General features: G+C 70.9%; 13 protein-coding genes. 4 read left to right on the top strand and 9 right to left on the bottom strand.

Annotation, left to right across the window (positions count from 1 at the left end; all coding sequences use genetic code 11):
- Position 1: 1 nt before the first annotated feature.
- Entirely contained in the window at positions 2–2,161 is a 2,160-nt protein-coding gene (locus ACT53Q_RS15650; RefSeq protein WP_476187588.1) for a RelA/SpoT family protein, read from the bottom strand.
- A gap of 75 nt (positions 2,162–2,236) precedes the next feature.
- Here ACT53Q_RS15650 and ACT53Q_RS15645 point away from each other — a divergent pair, with 75 nt between their 5' ends.
- Positions 2,237–2,734, top strand: coding sequence for a hypothetical protein (locus ACT53Q_RS15645; RefSeq protein WP_476187587.1), 498 nt, complete (start codon positions 2,237–2,239; stop codon positions 2,732–2,734).
- 82 nt (positions 2,735–2,816) lie between these two features.
- On the opposite strand, the gene ACT53Q_RS15640 is transcribed toward ACT53Q_RS15645, so the two are convergent.
- Entirely contained in the window at positions 2,817–3,071 is a 255-nt protein-coding gene (locus ACT53Q_RS15640) for a hypothetical protein (RefSeq protein ID WP_476187586.1), read from the bottom strand.
- 280 nt (positions 3,072–3,351) lie between these two features.
- Here ACT53Q_RS15640 and ACT53Q_RS15635 point away from each other — a divergent pair, with 280 nt between their 5' ends.
- Positions 3,352–5,166 (top strand): hypothetical protein, encoded by a 1,815-nt coding sequence (locus ACT53Q_RS15635; protein ID WP_476187585.1) that lies wholly within the window; start codon positions 3,352–3,354, stop codon positions 5,164–5,166.
- A 58-nt stretch (positions 5,167–5,224) separates the two neighbouring features.
- Here the strand turns inward: ACT53Q_RS15635 and ACT53Q_RS15630 are convergent, their stop codons facing one another.
- Both ACT53Q_RS15630 and ACT53Q_RS15625 read right to left on the bottom strand, forming a co-directional pair.
- Complete coding sequence (locus ACT53Q_RS15630; RefSeq protein WP_476187584.1) at positions 5,225–7,708, bottom strand: serine/threonine-protein kinase; 2,484 nt, start codon at positions 7,706–7,708, stop codon at positions 5,225–5,227.
- On the bottom strand, positions 7,701–8,339 hold the full coding sequence (locus tag ACT53Q_RS15625) for an ECF-type sigma factor (protein ID WP_476187583.1): 639 nt from the start codon (positions 8,337–8,339) through the stop codon (positions 7,701–7,703). The genes ACT53Q_RS15630 and ACT53Q_RS15625 overlap by 8 nt, the downstream gene beginning before the upstream one ends.
- A gap of 378 nt (positions 8,340–8,717) precedes the next feature.
- On the opposite strand from ACT53Q_RS15625, the gene ACT53Q_RS15620 reads away from it, so the two are divergent.
- Positions 8,718–10,133: a S8 family peptidase gene (locus ACT53Q_RS15620; RefSeq protein ID WP_476187582.1), complete on the top strand. Its 1,416-nt coding sequence runs from the start codon at positions 8,718–8,720 to the stop codon at positions 10,131–10,133.
- An 86-nt stretch (positions 10,134–10,219) separates the two neighbouring features.
- Here the strand turns inward: ACT53Q_RS15620 and ACT53Q_RS15615 are convergent, their stop codons facing one another.
- The 4 genes from ACT53Q_RS15615 to hrpA all read right to left on the bottom strand — a co-directional run bounded on the left by ACT53Q_RS15615 (position 10,220) and on the right by hrpA (position 15,718).
- Positions 10,220–10,462 (bottom strand): hypothetical protein, encoded by a 243-nt coding sequence (locus ACT53Q_RS15615; RefSeq protein ID WP_476187581.1) that lies wholly within the window; start codon positions 10,460–10,462, stop codon positions 10,220–10,222.
- Positions 10,463–10,781: 319 nt separating this feature from the next.
- Positions 10,782–11,030 carry a hypothetical protein gene (locus tag ACT53Q_RS15610; RefSeq protein WP_476187580.1) on the bottom strand — a complete coding sequence of 83 codons (249 nt, stop codon included), beginning with the start codon at positions 11,028–11,030 and terminating at the stop codon, positions 10,782–10,784.
- Positions 11,031–11,260: 230 nt separating this feature from the next.
- Positions 11,261–11,506: a hypothetical protein gene (locus ACT53Q_RS15605; protein WP_476187579.1), complete on the bottom strand. Its 246-nt coding sequence runs from the start codon at positions 11,504–11,506 to the stop codon at positions 11,261–11,263.
- Positions 11,507–11,644: 138 nt separating this feature from the next.
- Positions 11,645–15,718 (bottom strand): ATP-dependent RNA helicase HrpA, encoded by a 4,074-nt coding sequence (gene hrpA, locus ACT53Q_RS15600; RefSeq protein ID WP_476187578.1) that lies wholly within the window; start codon positions 15,716–15,718, stop codon positions 11,645–11,647.
- A 144-nt stretch (positions 15,719–15,862) separates the two neighbouring features.
- On the opposite strand from hrpA, the gene ACT53Q_RS15595 reads away from it, so the two are divergent.
- Positions 15,863–16,390: a Dps family protein gene (locus ACT53Q_RS15595; protein ID WP_476187577.1), complete on the top strand. Its 528-nt coding sequence runs from the start codon at positions 15,863–15,865 to the stop codon at positions 16,388–16,390.
- Between the two features lie 13 nt (positions 16,391–16,403).
- Here the strand turns inward: ACT53Q_RS15595 and ACT53Q_RS15590 are convergent, their stop codons facing one another.
- Complete coding sequence (locus ACT53Q_RS15590; RefSeq protein WP_476187576.1) at positions 16,404–17,393, bottom strand: MBL fold metallo-hydrolase; 990 nt, start codon at positions 17,391–17,393, stop codon at positions 16,404–16,406.
- Positions 17,394–17,481: the final 88 nt, after the last annotated feature.

Genomic DNA, 17,481 nt, shown 5'->3' with positions numbered 1-17,481 from the left:
CTCAGATCCGGCGCACGGTCTCCACGCCCGCCAGGCTGTCGATGCGGCCCAGCAGGCGGCTGAGCTGGTCGTGGTCACGCACGCGCAGCTGCAGGCGCAGGCGCACGCGGTTGCCTTCGAGGCGGTCGCTGTGGATCGACAGCACGTGGGCATCGTCCTGCGCGATGAGGTTGCTGAGGTCCTTCAGCAGCCAGCGCCGGTCCACGGCTTCCACCGCGACCGACGCCGTGTGCCCGCCGCCGCTGCGGCCCCACTCCACCGCCAGCACGCGCTGTGGCTGGCTGGCCGAGAGGCTGAGGAACGAGGCGCAGTCGGCGCGATGCACGGTCACGCCGCGGCCGCGGGTGAGGAAGCCGGCGATGGGCTCGCCCGGCAGCGGCTGGCAGCAGCGCGCGATCTGCACCAGCAGGTTGTCGACGCCGACCACCGTGAACGCGGAGCTGCCGGTGCTGCTGCGCGGCTTCGTCGGCGGGCGCGGCGCCAGTTCGACCGGCTCGGTCGCGGGCGCCTGCGCGGCGCGCTCGTGATCGAGCAGCGCGCGGCCGACCTGGTGCGGACCGAGGTCGCCCAGCGCCACCAGCACGTACAGGTCGTCGAGCGTGGGCGCGTTGAACTTCGCCAGCATCGGCGCGAGGTCGGCCTGCAGCAGCGACAGCCGGCGCAGTTCCTTTTCCAGCAGTTCCTTGCCGGCCTGCACGTTGCGCGCGCGGTCGAGCTTGTGGAACCACGCGCGCACCTTGTCGCGCGAGCGCCCACTGGCGAGGAAGCCGTTCGCCGCCACCAGCCAGTCGCGGCGCGGCTCGGCGGTCTTGGCGGTGAGGATCTCCACGCGCTCGCCGCTGCGCAGCTGGTAGTCCAGCGGCACGATGCGACCGTCGACCTTCGCGCCGCGGCAGCGGTGGCCGACCATCGTGTGCACGTGGTACGCGAAATCCAGCGGCGTGGCGCCGGCGGGCAGGTCGATGACGTCGCCCTGCGGCGTGAGCGTGTAGATGCGGTCCTCGATCAGTTCGCTGTCGAACGCGGCGGACAGGCCCTCGGCCTCGCCGCCGTCGCGGCCGGCGTCGAGCAGCCGGCGCATCCATTCGATCTTGCGATCCAGACCGGCGTCGGCGGGCGCGCTGCGGCCTTCCTTGTAGCGCCAGTGCGCGGCAACGCCGAGTTCCGCCTGCGCGTGCATCTCGTGGGTGCGGATCTGCACCTCCAGGGTCTTGCCCTCGGGCCCGATCACGGCGGTGTGCAGCGAGCGGTAGTCGTTGGCCTTGGGCCGCGCGATGTAGTCGTCGAACTCGCTGGGGATCGGCGTCCACAGCGCGTGCACCACGCCCAGCGCGGCGTAGCAGGCGGGCAGGTCCTTCACCATCACCCGCACCGCGCGCAGGTCGTACAGGCCGTCGATCGACAGGCCCTTCTTCTGCATCTTCTTCCAGATGCTGGTGATGTGCTTGGGCCGGCCGGCGACTTCGGCGTCCACGCCCTGCGCCTTCAGCGCGTCGCCGAGCTGGCGCTTCACGGTCTCGATGTAGCGCTCGCGATCGCCGCGCTTCTCGTCGAGCCAGCGCGCGATGCGCTTGTAGGTCTCGGGTTCGAGATGGCGCAGCGCGAGGTCTTCGAGCTCCCACTTCAGCTGCCAGATACCCAGCCGGTTCGCGAGCGGCGCGTGGATGTCGCGGGTGAGCTGCGCCAGCGCGCGGCGTTCGGCCTCGGGAAGCGTGCCGGCGGCGCGCAGGCAGGCCAGCTGCCGCGCCAGCAGGATCGGCACCACGCGCAGGTCCTTCACCATCACCAGCAGCAGCCGGCGCAGGCCCTCGGCGTTGCGGCCGCCGGCGTCGGCGGCGTGCAGCGTCCACACTTGCGCCGCGGCGCGCTGGCCTTCCAGCAGCGTGGCGACGCCCGGCCACTCCTTCGCCAGCCGCGGCGCGAGCCGCGCCTCCCAGTCGGGCAGTTCGTGCAGGATCGTCGCCAGCACCGCCTCGCCGTCGGCGTTCAGCAGCGCCAGCGAGGCCAGCGTGTCCTCCAGCCGCGCGAGCACGGCCGGCGCGATCGGCGCGACCGGCTCCGGCCCGGCAGCCTGCGCCAACGCCTGCCGCAGCGGCGCGGGCAACGACGCCACCGGCGGCAGCGACAGCAGGGCGGGCGGGAGTTCGGCGACGGCGGACACGCGCGTGTTCAAGCGAGGTGGGGTCCGCCTACACTAGACCGGTCCCGTCGCCAGCGAAATCCCCAGAGGCCCGTCATGTCGATGCTCCGCACGTTCCTGTCCGTCGCCCTCCTCGCCGCCGTGCTGGCGCCGACGGCCGCCTTCGCCCGCCAGGCGCAACCGATCGAGCGCGAGATGTCGCCCGAGGAATTCCGCGCCGCGGGCCTTGGCAAGCTCTCGCCCGAGGAACTGGCGAAGCTCAACCAGTGGCTGGGCCGCAAGATCGAGACCGTCGCCACCGAGGCCGCGACCGAAGCCAAGGACAAGGTCGAGGACGAGAACCGCGGCTTCTTCCACTTCGGCTCGGACGAGCCGATCGTCGCGCACATCGCCGGGGCGTTCCGCGGCTTCGGCCGGGGCCGCGAATACACGCTCGACAACGGCCAGGTCTGGCGCCAGACCGACGAGGCCAGCCTCGTCGGCGCGCGGATGGAGAACCCCGAGGTGCGGATCAACCCGAGCAGGATCGGCAACAGCTGGTACCTCGCGGTGAAGGGCTACAACACCCGCGCGAAGGTCGAACGGGTGAAGTGACCGCGACGGCCCGCGCGACCATCCCGACGACGCCCGGCCCGTGCCGGGCGTCGTCGTTTGCGGCGATCGTCGCGATACACGCTCAGTAGGCGGTGCAGATCCCGCCCGGCTGCAGGTCGCAGACCACGGACACGGTCCAGCCATAGTCGGGATCGCAGACATAGGTGATCTGGAGCTGCTGGTACCGGGTGAAGTACTGCACGTCGTAGGTCTGCCAGGCGTTGGCTTCGGTGCAGGCGATCCGGGGCTGCGGCCAATTCATCGACTGGGCGTCGGCCGATCCCATCGCGCCGGCCAGCAGCGCGAACAGCCATCCGGTCATCATCGTGCGGAGCATGGTGGTTCTCCTTCCTGGAATGCCGCCGGGGTCGCGCGGTCGGCATGCGGCGCCCGCGTCCGGCAGTCGACGGCGTCCTGCCGATCTCCCCCTGCGCCGACCGTAGCACACTGTCGGCCGCGCGATGCTGACACCCGGCTGCCGAAATCCGTTTATCTCCCGCCCCGCCTTTCCCCGCTTACCGGAATGACGGCCCGCCCCCGCGGCCGTCGGGCGACGCCGGCACGGTCTCGACCGCGCCAGCGCCGATCCCACTTCCATCAACGGAAAGGAGTTCCCCATGCATACCTTCCTCGGCATGGCCGCCCTGGTCCTGGCCACGGGCGCGCTCTGCGCCCAGGCCGCCACCGCCCCGCTGCCGCTGTGCGTCGCCACCGCATCGCCGATCCCGTCCGGGCCGCTCTCGCGACCCAACTTCAACTACAGCGACAACGGCACCCACCTCGACTACCTCTGGACCCACTCCTCGACCAATCTCCAGGGCTACGCCGCGCAGGAGAAGTTCGCGGCCTGCCTGTTCTACGACCCCACCGACCCTGACATCGCCCGGCAACTGGGCCACTTCCGCAGCGCGCTGGTGGTCAACAATCCGAGCCCGACGGCGGCCGCCCACGTCTCGATCGAGCTGTACGACCGCAATGGCACCGCGTTGCCGGCGCCGCTGAGCCCGATCGCGATGACGATCGCCGCGAACGGCAGCTGGAGCAAGGGCGTGAAGGAGCTGCAGGCCGCCGCACGCGGCGTCGGGTCGGCGCGGATCAAGTCCGACCTGCCCATCGTCGGCGCATCGCTGCACTACCTCGACGGCGTCTACATCGGCGGCTCGCTGATCACCGACCACGACCCCGGCGCGGGCACACCGCCGGGCGAAGGCTCGATGCAGCAGTTGCAGGCGCGCCAGGACGGCATGAAGACGCTGTACGCCGGGCCGATGCCGATCTCGAACAGTTCCACCTCCGACTTCCTCAACGGCAACCTGCCGTTCTACTGCGTCCGCAACATCGATTCGGCCCCGACCCAGATCACGTCGTACAAGGGCACCAGCGGCGGCCTGACCTTCCCCACCGTCACCGCCACGGTGCCCGGCAACGGCCTGTTCATCGACATGAGCCTGTGGAACGCCGCCGAAGCGCTGTACCTCTCCGGCGGCGGCGCCTTCGACGACAACGGCTGGGCATTCGTCGGCTCCAGCAATGCCAGCGTGATCGGCGATCTGTATCTCGCCGACTTCTTCGCTGGCGGCTCGCCGGCCAACCCGGCGATGAGCCTCGGCCGCAAGTTCCGCATGGCCAGCGCCATGATGGCGAACAGCCCGTCGACCAACGTCACCAGCGCGGAAGTGACCCAGCAGGACGGCACGACCGCGATCCCGCAGCTCGACACCACGATCGGCGTGCTCAACGCCTCGGTCAGCAACATCGGCCCGGTCACCGTGACCTATCGCGATCGCAATGGCACCGTGACGGGCACGAATGTCGTGACCTCGCTGCCTCCGGGGCAGACCTTGCGGCTGGGCAAGGGCACGCCGGGCTTCCCGGCGTCGCCGAGCTTCGACGGCTGGGCCGACATCCGCGCCTGCCTGCCCGGCCTGGTCGGCTGGTCGGCGCGTGAAGTCACGCGCGTCGGCGGTTCGCCCCACTTCGAGAAAGCCTACGGCGAGGAACTCGCCGGCGCGAACGGACTGGAGCCCGGCAAGGGCATTCCGGTGGTGCGCTCGGGCGTGGCGCTGACCAGCAAGGTGGCGCCCTTCGACCGCGTGTCGAGCTGGTGGTGGCCGGGCTACAAGACCTTCGCCAACAACAGCAGCGCCAACGTCGGCAACTACTGGTACCGCTACTACAACTTCGCGGGCACCGACCGCACGAACTACGCGCCGCAGCCGTTCACCGGCCTGCCGTTCGGCGCAACGTCGTTCGCGTACAACGACGGCGCAGGCGCGCTGGTCCTGGTTCCCACGCCCAGCGGCAACGAGAACGACAGCGGCCGCGTGGAAGTCACCACGGGCACGGTGATCGGCATCACGACGGCCGGCGATCCGATCCGCGAATGGGAGATCACCGACTTCCCCGCCCCGGGCGGCGGAACCGGCCCCTGAACCTCGCGACACGCATCGCACCGCCCCCGCACGCCGACACGTGCGGGGGCGCGTGCACTCAGCGCGCGCAGCCCGCGATCGCGCGTTCGAGTTCCGGCCGTCGCCGATCCCGCGCCGGCAGCCGCGCGAGCGCACGCCGCGCGTAGTCGCTCGCGGCAACGCAATCGCCCGTCGCCAGCGCCCAGCGCGCGAGCGCATGCAGCGGCGGGCCCTGCAACGGATGGTCGCCGCCCAGCGACGCCGCATGCAGCGCCTGCGCGCGATGCAGTTGCACGCCGGCATCGTCCAGCGCATGACGCTCCAGCAGGATCAGCCCCAGCGCGAGATGGCTGCCGGCGGTCTCCGCGTGCTCCGGCCCCAGCAGGCGCACCCGCATCGCCAGCGCCTGCCGTGCCAGCCGCTCGGCCAGCGCCGGGTCGCCGAGCGCCTGTTCGGCCGTCGCCAGGTGTTCGAGGCTGCGGGCCACGTCGCGGTGATCCTCGCCCAGCAGCCGGCGCCGCAGCGCGAGGCCGCGCAGGATGTCGGCCCGTCCCTGCACGATCTCGCCGCGGAGGACTTCGACATTGCCGAGGTCGTCGCAGACATCGGCCACGTCCTCGCTGTCCGCGCCGAAGACCTCCAGCCGGGTCGCGAGCACGTCGCGGTACAGCGTTTCGCTTTCCTCCAGGCGACCGAGATCGGCGTACAGCAGCGCGAGGTTCCCGCGCGTGACCGCGCCGCGGTCGTTGTCGCCGTCGCGCGCCTCGACCAGTTCGCGATACAGCGGCTCGGCCTGCGCGTAGCGGCCGAGGTCGTGCAGCACCAGCGCGAGGTTGTTGACGCTGTCGGAGATCCGCGGGTCGTCGCGCGGCAGCAACGCACGGCGCTGCACCAGCGCCTGCCGGAACAGCGGTTCCGCGGCACGGAACTCGCCGGCCGCGGCGCGGATGCGCGCGAGCTGGTCGAGCAGGTCGGCCGACGTCGGCGTGGGACCGTCGTCGAGCGCATGCCGCAATCGCAGCGCGCGGTCCACGCTGGCCGCGGCGCGATCGTACAGACCGAGCTGCGCATACAGCCGTCCCAGCGTGGCGAGGAAGCGCGCATGCGCATCGGGGTCGCCCTCCAGGCGCACGGCGGCGCGCTCGGCGCCGCGATCCAGCAGCGCCTGCGCGGTGATGCTGCGTCCGGCATCCGGCCCGGGTTCGGCGACTTCGAACAGATCCGTCAGCAGCGCGGTCGTGCGTTCGGCGCGATCGCGCTCCACGCGCGCCTGCGCCAGCAGCACCAGCACCGTCGCCACGAAACCGATTGCGCCGACCAGCAGCATCGCGACCAGCGCCGCCGCCAGCCGGTGCCGTCGCAGGAACTTGCCTGCGCGATAGCGGAACGTGGCCGGCCGCGCCGACACCGGCAAGCCGCGCAGCCAGCGATCGAGATCGTCGCCCAGCGCACCGGCGGAGTCGTAGCGGCGATCCGGCGCCTTCTCCAGCGTCTTTTCCAGGATGCGATCGAGATCGCCCGACAGCGTGCGCGCCAGCGCTGCCGGCACGGTGCGCCGCTGCGCCGCACGCGCCTGCGCGGCGGGCGTCGCCGCGTCCGCCAGCACGCGCGCGCTGGCGCGCATCGGCGTGCGCTCGACGATCGCCTGCGCGAGCTTCGCCGGATTCGAGGCGGCCTCCTCGCCGTGCGGGGACACGCCGACGAGCAATTCGTGCAGCAGCACGCCCAGCGCGTGCACGTCGCTGGCCGGGCGCGCGGGTTCGCCGAGGATCTGCTCCGGGCTGGCATAGGCCGGCGTCATCCAGCCGAGCCGGGTGACGGTGCCGATGGCCGCGACCGCGCCGACGTCGTCGCCGAGCAGCTTGGCGATGCCGAAATCCAGCAGTTTCGGCGCGCCGTCCGCGGTCACCAGCACGTTGCCGGGCTTGAGGTCGCGATGCACGACCAGGTTGCGATGCGCGTCGTGCACCGCTTCGCAGACGCGCGCCACCAGCGCCACGCGCTCGCGCACGTCCAGTCGTGCACGCGCGCAGTATGCGTCGATCGGCTCGCCTTCGACGTACTCCAGCACCAGGTACGGACGACCGTCGCGGCTGCGCCCTGCGCCGAGCAGACGCGCGATGCCCGGATGCGACAGCGTGGCGAGGATCCGGCGCTCGGTCTCGAAACGATCGGCCAGCAAGGCGGCATCCACGCCATCGCGCAGCAACTTGATCGCGACCGGCGGGCCATCGCCCCTCGCCGGACGCGCCAGATGCACCGCGCCCATGCCGCCTTCGCCGAGGCGACGCTCCAGATGCCAGCCATCGATCGTGTCGTCGCCGAATGCATGCAGACTGCCGTGCGCACGCACGGCCTCCTTCGCCGCGGCTTCCAGCGTGCGTTCGATCGCACCATCGGCGCGCGCGTCGGTGGCGAGCAGATCGCGCACTTCCTCGCGCAGCACGGCATCGGGTTCGTTCGCGACCAGCCACGCCTCGCGCTCGTCGCGCGGGCGCGCGAGCGCGCCTTCGAACGACCGCGCGATCCGGCGGAAGCGCGCCGCATCCGCGGATTCAGTCATCGACCGACTCCGGCGCACGTTCCAGGCGCTTCGCCAGCCACGCGCGGGCGAGCCGCAGGTCGAGCACGACCGTCGGCGCCGAAACGCCCAGCAATTCGGCCACTTCCGCCACCGACAGCCCGAGGAAACAGCGCAGTTCCACCACGCGCGCCTTGCGCGCATCGCGGCGCGCCAGCGCTTCGAGCGCGCGATCGAGCGCCAGCAGTTCCAGTGGATCGCCTTCGATCGCGGCGAGGGTCGCGGCGGCATCGTCCAGCGCGACCACATGCGCGTCGCGCCCGCCGCGACGCTCGGCGCTGCGCGCGCGGGCGTGGTCGACGAGGATGCGTCGCATCGTGCGCGCGGCCAGCGCGAAGAAATGCACGCGATCGCGCCAGCCCGGCACCGCGCCGCCGGACAGCCGCAGGAAGGCTTCGTGGATCAGTGCGGTCGCGCGCAAGGTGTGGTCGGCGCGCTCTCCGCGCAGTGCGCCTTCCGCGATGCGATGCAGGCGCTGATAGACATGTGTGATCAACGCGTGCGCGGCGGCGGCATCACCCTCACGCCAGGCCTGCAGCAGGCCGGTGATCGGTGCGTCGCGGTCCGTCGTCGCGACCTTGTCGTCGCGGTGGATGCCGCCAGCTTCCTGCATGACGCCTCCTTCAGCTGCGACGCTCGGCCGCGCATACGCAGGCGTACGCGAGCATGCGTGGGCGCGCACGATGCGCGCGAAGTCGCCGCCAGCATCGGGAAACGCGTGTCGCGACGCAAGCCCGCGCCGTTCGTCCCCCCGTTCGCCGACCGTTCGTCCGACAGCCGTGAAGAAATCGTGAGATCGGAGAACGCATGTCACGAAACTCGACGGACATCGTGGTCACCGGGTTTGACAAGCCCTGTCACGCAAACGATTCTCGCCGCGGGCGCAGAAGCGCCCTTCGCGCAGTAGCCCCTACCGCATCAAGGGAGAGTGAAGCCGGCACGGCTGCCACGCGCGGACACCATCACTCAAGCACATGGAGAGTTAACGAGTATGTCCATCCAACAGAAGACCCTTCGCCGCCTGGCCCTCTCGGCCGCCGTCTGCGGCACGCTGCTGTCGGCTTCCGCCTTCGCCGCCAACCGCTTCGACGCCTCCGGCCTGGCCGCCAACGGCCCGGTCGACGGCTTCATCGTCACCTATCGCGACGGCAGCGTCGCCAAGCGCGACAAGACCCAGATGGTCAACCGCGTCGGCACCGCCGCCAACCGCGCCTTCGGTCGCGCCAAGGCGACGTCGGTCCGCTTCGAGCGCACCCTGGGCACCGGCGCCGACCTCGTCCGCACGGGCCGCAAGCTCGATCGCGTCGAGGCCGAGACCCTGATGCGCAACATCGCGGCCGATCCGGACGTGGTGTACGTCGAACCGAACATCATGCTGCAGCCCACGCTGACCCCGAACGACACCTACTACAGCCTGCAGTACGGCTTCCAGAACGGCGTCGGCGGCAGCAACGCCAACCTGGCGTGGGACACCGGCTTCCGCGGCGCCGGCAAGATCGTCGCCGTCATCGACACCGGCTACCGCCCGCACGTCGACCTGGCCGCGAACATCATCAACGGCTACGACTTCATCTCGAACGCCGCCACCGGCAACGACGGTGACGGCCGCGATGCCAGCGCGCTGGATCCGGGCGACTGGACCGTCGCCAACCAGTGCTACGCCGGCTCGCCGGCCAGCAACTCCAGCTGGCACGGCACGCACGTGGCCGGCACGGTCGCCGCCGTGACCAACAACGCCGCCGGCGTGGCCGGCATGGCCCACCAGGCGAAGGTGCTGGCGGTGCGCGCGCTCGGCCGTTGCGGCGGCACGCTCGCCGACATCGCCGACGCGATCACCTGGGCTTCGGGCGGCACCGTCGCCGGTGTCCCGGCCGTGGGCGCCAACAAGGCCAGCGTCATCAACATGAGCCTCGGCGGCCAGAGCGTCTGCACCTCGACGTCCGCGATGCAGGTCGCCATCAACGGCGCGCTGAGCCGCGGCACCACGGTCGTCGTGGCCGCCGGCAACAGCAACCTCAACGTGTCGGGCTTCACCCCGGCCGGCTGCACCGGCGCGGGCCTGATCGTGGTCGGCGCGACCGACTCCGCGGGCGCCAAGGCCTCGTTCTCGAACTACGGCGCGGGCGTCGACGTCTCGGCCCCGGGCGTGCAGATCGCCTCGACGCTGAACGCCGGCACCACCGTGCCGGGCGCGGACGCCTACGTGTACTACAACGGCACCTCGATGGCGTCGCCGCACGTGGCCGGCCTGGTCGCGATGATGCATTCCAAGCCCAGCGCCGACTGCCTGCCGGCAACCTGCGAAAGCATCGTCAAGGCCAACATCAAGGCCTTCGGCGTCGCCCCGCCGCAGCCGATCGGCACCGGCATCATCAACGCCCAGAAGACGATCAACGCCACGCCGTAAGCGTCGCGCCGCATCGTTCCGCAACACACGAACCCCGGCCTGCGCCGGGGTTCGTCTTTTTTGCACACGCGATGCGGAACGGGCGATCAGTAGTAGACGCAGCCGTTCCAGTCGCAGTCGCCGACCCACCACCACATGCCGGCATTGCACTCATACAACTTCGCCCAATATTCGCTGGCCGGGAACCGGTAAACGATCCTGACGGTCATGCCCTGGTTCTCGTCGGTGCAGGGTGCGGTGGGTTCGTCCGCGGCAGCGGCGTGGCCGCCGAAGCTCATGGCCGCGGCGAACAGGGTGGCGGCGAAGCCGGTGAGCAGAGTCTTGTGCATGACATGTCCTTTGTCCGGAAGCCGCCGCGGGTCCGACGTCGGCAGCGGCGATGCCGCGACGCCGCCGCCCGCGCGCGGCGGCACGACGCAGGCGACAGCGGCAGCCTAGCCAACCTGCGCGGTGCGGGACGCGACATTCGGCACAAATGCACCGGACGCCCGGCGCAGGGGCCTTGCCGCAGGACGAAGCGGGCATCATCGACGCGCCGGAGACGATCGACGCCGCATCGCGAGCGCAGCGTCGCAGCGTCCGCAGCACGACGAACCCCGGCTTGCGCCGGGGTTCGTTTTGTTCGAGCGTGCGATGCAGGACGGGCGATCAGTAGTAGATGCAGCCATTCTGGTCGCAGTAGCCGACCAGCTGCCAGCTGCCGGAATCGCACTGGTACATGCGCGCCCAGTAACCGGTGCGCGGATTCCAGTAATCGACCGTCGTGATCTCGCCCTGGTTTTCCTCGGTGCACGGCGTGGTCGGGCCCGACGGAAGAGCGGCGGCGGCGCGACCCGGGGTGCCCATCGCCGCGGCGAACAGGGTGATGGCGACCGCGGTGAGCAGAGTCTTGTGCATGACATGTCCTTTCGTGTGGAAACCGCCGAGGGATCCGATGCCGGCAGCACGACATGCGTGCGGCATCGCCGCCCGGGCGCGACGGCACGGCACGGGCGACGATCGCAGACTAGCAATCGGCCGTCGCGCGAGACGCGACGTCCGCCGCAGTTGCGCCCGCCGGCCGCGGCCTCTCCGCCATGCGACGCCCCCGACGTTCGCCGAGGGCGTCGCGTCCGCGATCGAACGGATCAGAGGTAGAGACAGCCCATGGCGTCGCAGTAGCCGATCAGCACCCAGTTGCCGGCATCGCACTGGTAGATGCGCTGGGTGATGCCGTCCGGCAGCCGCCAGGTGTCGACGGTGGTGATCTCGCCGTCGTTCGCCGACGTGCAGGGCGTGGTCGGATACATCGGGTAGGCGGCGGCAGTGCCGCTGGCGCCCATCGCCGCGGCGAATACGACGGCGGCGGCGCCGGTGAGCAGGGTCTTGTGCATGGCATGTCCTTTTTGTCCGGAAGCCGCCGTGGTCCGGCGCCGACAGCGGCGATGCCGCGACGCCGCCACCCGCGCGCGACGGCACGACGCGGGCGACAGCGGCAGCCTAGCAACGGCCCGCACCGCAAGACGCGACGTTCAGCGCAATTGCGCCAGCCGCGTCGCCAGTTTCTTCGCCGACACCCCGCCCTTCGCGCCCAGTTCCTGCGCGAACAGCGAGACCCGGAACTCCTCGAGTTCCCAGCGCAGCACCTGCCAGCCCGGCTGCACGTCGACGCCGCGGTCGCGTGCATCCGCAAGCGCGTCCGCGAACGGCTTGAGTTCGAGCATGCGCGCCTGGTCGCGCACGGGATCGCGCAGCGCGCGTTCCGCGCGCAGGGCCATCGCCTTCAGCCAGCGCGGATATTCGGCCAGCGCGTCCGCCGGCGTGTCGCGCAGGAAGCCCGGCGCCGCCAGCCCCGCGAGTTGCGCCTGCAGATCGTCGAGGTTGGCGCGCGCCCAGCCCATCAGCTTCGAATCGAGCGCGGCGCGCACCTCGGCGATGCGCGCGAGGATGACCTCGGCCTGCTTCAGCCGATCCATCGCTTCGCCGAACAGCGCCTTGCCGGCGGCGTCCGCGCGGCGCGCGAACGCGTCGGGATCGCGGATCGCATCGAGTCCCTCGGCGGCGAGCGCGGCGAACGCACCCTCGACCAGATCCTCGCGCAGGCGATCGCTGTCCTTCAGGCCGTCGCGCCGCGGCGCCTGCGACTCGATCGCCGCATAGAGCAGCGCGATCTTCGGCTGCACCGGCAACTGCCGGCGCGCCTGCTTCATGCGTTCCGCGAGCGCGAGCCGCAGCAGCCGGCGCACGCCGCGCGGATGATGCATCTCGGCCTCGCGCCGGTCGGCATGCACCGCCAGCGACACGCTGTCGCCGTCGTCGTGCAGCGCCGGATACGCCGGCACGCCGCCGGCGCCGGGCACCGATGCGGGAATCGACGTCGCCGGAAACGTCGTCAGCCCGCGCTGCGCCAGGCCTTCGGCCGCACGCGCCGAGAACGCGTCGGCCGCGCGTTTGCCGAAGCGTGCGCGCAGGTCGTCGAGATCGCGCGATTCGGCGAGCACGTGGCGCGCGTCGCCGCGATTGCCCGGCGCGTCGAGCAGGCGCAGGTTGGCGCGCAGGTGCGCGTCGATCGACGCGACGTCGAAATCGAGCGCGGAGAGTTCGACGCCGCCGAGCTTCTTCAGGAAGCGCGCGAGCGCGCCCTCGAAACTATCGGCATCCGGCTGCGGGAACGCTTCGGCAAAGGCGCGCGCGAAATCCGGCGCCGGCACGAAGTTGCGGCGCAGCGTCTTCGGCAGCGACTTGATCAGCGCCGCCGCCTTGTCCTGCACGAAGCCCGGCGCCAGCCACGACAGCCGCGCCGGATCGAGCGCGTTGAGCAGATGCAGCGGCACCGCGACGGTCATGCCGTCGTCGGGCGCGCCGGGCTCGAAGCGGTACGACACCGCGAGGCGCGCGTCGCCCAGCGGCAGCACCTTCGGGAAGCGTTCGGCATCGCTGGCACCACCGACCATCAGGTCGTCGAACGACCACTCCAGCTTCGCCTTCTCGGCTGCCGGCAGCTTCGCGTACCACGCGTCCAGTGCCTGCGCGTTGTGCACCTGCGGCGGCAGGCGATCGAGATACCACTGCGCCTGCCAATCCTCGTCGACGACGAGCCCGGCGCGACGCTGCTTGGCTTCCTCTTCCTTCGCCTTCGCCAGCGTCGCGAGGTTGCGCGCGAGGAACGCGCTGCGGGTGTTGATCTCGCCGGTCACCAGCGCGTCGCGGGCGAAGATCGTCCGTGATTCCTCGGGGAACAGCGCGCCGTAGTGCACCGGCTTCTTCGGCGCCAGCACCAGCCCGAACAGGCTGATCTGCTCGCTGCCGACCACGCGGCCCTGCGAGCGCGCCCAGTGCGGATCGTGATGGCGGCGCGCGAGCAGGTGCGGCAGTTCGTCGATCGCCCATTCCGGCTCGATCGCGGCGTTGGTGATCGACCAGACCTTCTCGGTGTCGAGCAGTGTCGCCGACAGCACCCACGGCGGTGGCTTCTTCGCCAGCGGCGAACCCGGGAACAGCGTGAACTTGCGCCCACGCGGGCCGTCGTAGAGCCCGCGCTCGCTGCGGTTGCCGAGCTGCGTCGGCAGGCCGGCGATCAGCGCGCGATGCAGCTTCGCGTAGTCGACGGCGGTGGCGTCGTCTCCACCGGCAAGCGCATCCGCCATCGCCACGGGTTCGGTAGAGCGGCCTTCAGGCCGCTGCTTTTCAACGTCACGTTCAAGCGGGCTGAAGCCCGCTCTACCAGGAGCACGTGGATTGCGGGCATCACGGCCCACCGCACCATCGCCCCAATCGAGCTCATCGCACTGCAATTTCAATTGCCGGTGCAGTTCGCGCCATTCACGCAGGCGCAGGAAGCCGAGGAACTGCTTGTCCGCCCACTTGCGCAGCTGCGACTGCGTCATGTCCTCGTGGGCGACGCGATACGCCTCCCACAGCTTGAGGATGCCGATGAACTCCGACTTCGGATCGGCGAACTGCGCATGCGCGGCGTCGGCGGTGCCGCGCTGGTCGGCCGGGCGTTCGCGCGGGTCCTGGATGCCGAGGAAACTCGCGATCACCAGCATCTCGCGCAGGCAGCCGTGCTTGTGCGCGGCGATCAGCATGCGCGCCAGCTTCACATCCACCGGCAACCGCGCCATCGTGCGGCCGATCGCGGTGAGCTTGCGCTCGGTGTCGATCGCGCCGAGTTCCGACAACTGCTGCCAGCCGTCGGCGATCGCGCGCGGGTCCGGCGGTTCGAGGAACGGGAAATCCTCGATGCGGCCGAGGCCCAGCGACAGCATGCGCAGGATCACGCCGGCAAGCGCGGCGCGGCGGATCTCCGGATCGGTGTAGGCATCGCGGGCGAGGAATTCTGCTTCGGAGTACAGGCGGAAACACGTGCCCGGCGCGATGCGCCCGCAGCGGCCCTTGCGCTGGTCGGCGCTGGCCTGCGAGATCGGTTCGATGTGCAGGCGATCGAGTTTCTGCCGCGGGCTGTAGCGCTTCACGCGCGCGAGGCCGGGATCGACGACGTAGTGGATGCGCGGCACCGTCAGCGAGGTCTCGGCGACGTTGGTCGCCAGCACGATGCGCCGCTGCGGGCCGGGGTTGAACACGCGGTCCTGGTCGCGCGCCGACAATCGCGCGTACAGCGGCAGCACTTCGGTGTGGCGGTACTTGCGCTTCTCCAGCGTCTGGTGCGCGTCGCGGATCTCGCGCTCGCCGGGCAGGAAGATCAGCGTGTCGCCGAAGCCACCGCCGCGCGCGATCTCGTCGCAGGCGGCGACGATGCCGTCGAGCACCGAACGACCGCCCTCCGCGTCGCCTTCTTCATCGCCCTCGCCGCCCAGCGGCCGCCAGCGCACGTCCACCGGATAACCGCGGCCTTCCACGCTGACGACCGGCGCGTCGTTGAAATGCTTCGAGAAGCGCTCGGTGTCGATCGTCGCCGAGGTGACGATGACCTTCAGGTCGCGCCGCTTCTGCAGCAGCTGCTTGAGGTAGCCGAGCAGGAAGTCGATGTTGAGGCTGCGCTCGTGCGCCTCGTCGACGATGATCGTGTCGTAGGCCGACAGCCAGCGGTCCGACTGGATCTCGGCCAGCAGGATGCCGTCGGTCATGAACTTCACCGCGGTGCGCTCGCCGACGGCATCGTTGAAACGCACCTGGTAGCCGACGAGGTCGCCGAGCGGCGCGTTCAGTTCCTCGGCCACGCGCCGGGCAACGGCACGCGCGGCGATGCGGCGCGGCTGGGTGCAGCCGATCATGCCGGCGGCGCCGCGGCCGGCGGCCAGGCACAGCTTCGGCAACTGCGTGGTCTTGCCCGAACCCGTTTCGCCGGCGATCACCACCACCGGATGGGCGCGGATCAGCTCCACCAGACGATCGGCCTCGGCGGCGATGGGCAGCGCCGGGTCCACGGCCACCGCGGTCGGCAGCGACGCCGCGCGGGCCTCGCGCGCCGCGACCGAGGCCGCCAGCGCCTGCGCGAAGGCGTCCCGGGCCGCGTCGTCGGCCGGGCGGCCGCTCCAGCGCGACCACAGCCCGTGCAGGCGTCCGCGGTCGCGGGTCAACGCGCCGTCGATGGCGGTGCGGCCCTGCCGCAGGGCGGTCTGTCGGGCCTGATCAATAGAAGACATGAATCATTTCAATCCGAACAATCGACTTCATCTGTTGAAGCCGTCTCACTAGTCTGGCGCATGTCCCGCGCGGCGAGGAGTACGCTGCGCCCCATGTCCCCGGACATGTCCCCCGAGCACGTCCCCTGAAACGGAGTGAGCGCCATGAGCAAGTCCCGGAAATCCGGCAAGCAGACCCCGCCCGCCGCCGACGGCGCGCCACAGATCGACATCGGTCTCTCGGCCGGCGACCGCAGGAAGGTCGCCGACGGCCTCTCCCATTTCCTGGCCGACAGCTACACCCTGTACCTGAAGACCCACAACTTCCACTGGAACGTCACCGGCCCGATGTTCAACACCCTGCACCTGATGTTCGAGGGCCAGTACACCGAGGAATGGACCGCGCTGGACGCCGTCGCCGAGCGCATCCGCGCCCTCGGCTACCGCGCGCCGGGCACGTACGGCGAGTTCGTGAAGCTCAGCTCGATCGCCGAGGACAGCGAGGTCGGCGCCGCCGACTGGCGCGAAATGGTACGCCAACTCGTCGTGGGCAACGAAGCCGTGTGCCGCACGGCGCGCAAGGTGTTGAAGACCGCCGAAGGCGCCGGCGACGATCCGACCGTCGACCTCATGACGCAGCGGCTGAACATCCACGAGAAGAACGCCTGGATGCTGCGCTCGCTGCTGGCCTGAGCCGACGCTGCACTCAATCCGTGCAATCCGCCTGCGCGGCGCGCCCGCGCAGGCCGGTCGACAGGTAGTAGCCGAGCAGGCCGTCGACCGCCGCGTCGTCGCCCGGCCGCAGCAGCGGCGCGGCGTCGCGCTTCCAGCCCGCGATGCAGGTCGCATCGCGGGTCGGCGCCGCCGCACAGGCGAGCAGGTTGTTGAACGCGCGGCGGTAGGTGTCGAAGCCGGCGCGATCCATCGGCGCCCCATGCCCGGGCACCAGCGTCACGAAGCCGGTATCGGCCAGATCCGCGAACGCCGCGCGCCAGCGCGCCGGACAGGCGGTGTCGAAGAACGGCGCCGGCAGCGTGACCAGATCGCCGCTGGCGAGCACGCGCGATGCCGGGTCGTACAGCCACACGTCGCCGAGCGTCGCCGCCCGCTCCGTGCCGAACACGAACGATTTTCCGGCGACGATGCGTTCGCCCGAAGCGGTGATCGTCACCGTCGGATGCGCCTGCGCGGCGGCATCGATCCGCGCGATTTCGTCGTCCCGGTCCGCACGCTGCGCCGCATCCGTCGTGCGTCCGCGCATGTCCACGAGCTGCGCCCGGTAGCGGGCAAGGAAACCTTGCAGCGCGCCGTCGAGCGCGTCGCCCATGTACGTCTGCGCCTGCGGCCAGCGCGCGCGCAGGCGCGGGTTGCCGCTGATGTGGTCGAGGTGCCAGTGACTGTTGACGATCGCCGCCAGCAGTCGACCGTCGGCATCCAGCGCGGCAATGATGCGATCGGCCTGCGCGGCGTGGCGGCCGGTGTCGAACACCACCGCTCCCTCGGGCGCGAAGAACAGCACGCTGTTGCCGTCCGGCTGCGCACCGGGCACGTAGCGGCCTTCGATCAGCTGCACACCATCGGCGATCCGCTCCGGCGCGACGGCATCGTCGCCCTGCACCGACGCGGGTCCGCCGGCCCCCAGCAGGCACAGAGCGGAAAGGACGAGGCTGCGACGGCGTGCTGCGGTGATGCCCATGGCGATCTCCCCGGAAACATCGCGACCCTGCGCGCAGCCGCGCAGGGTCGCATGTGCCGGAGGTCGGACCCGGCGCGAACCACCGGAT

The sequence above is a fragment of the Lysobacter sp. DMC97 genome, assembly GCF_056313745.1.
The sequence above is the reverse complement of the archived record's forward strand: the minus strand, read 5'-3'. Positions and strand labels throughout refer to the sequence as shown.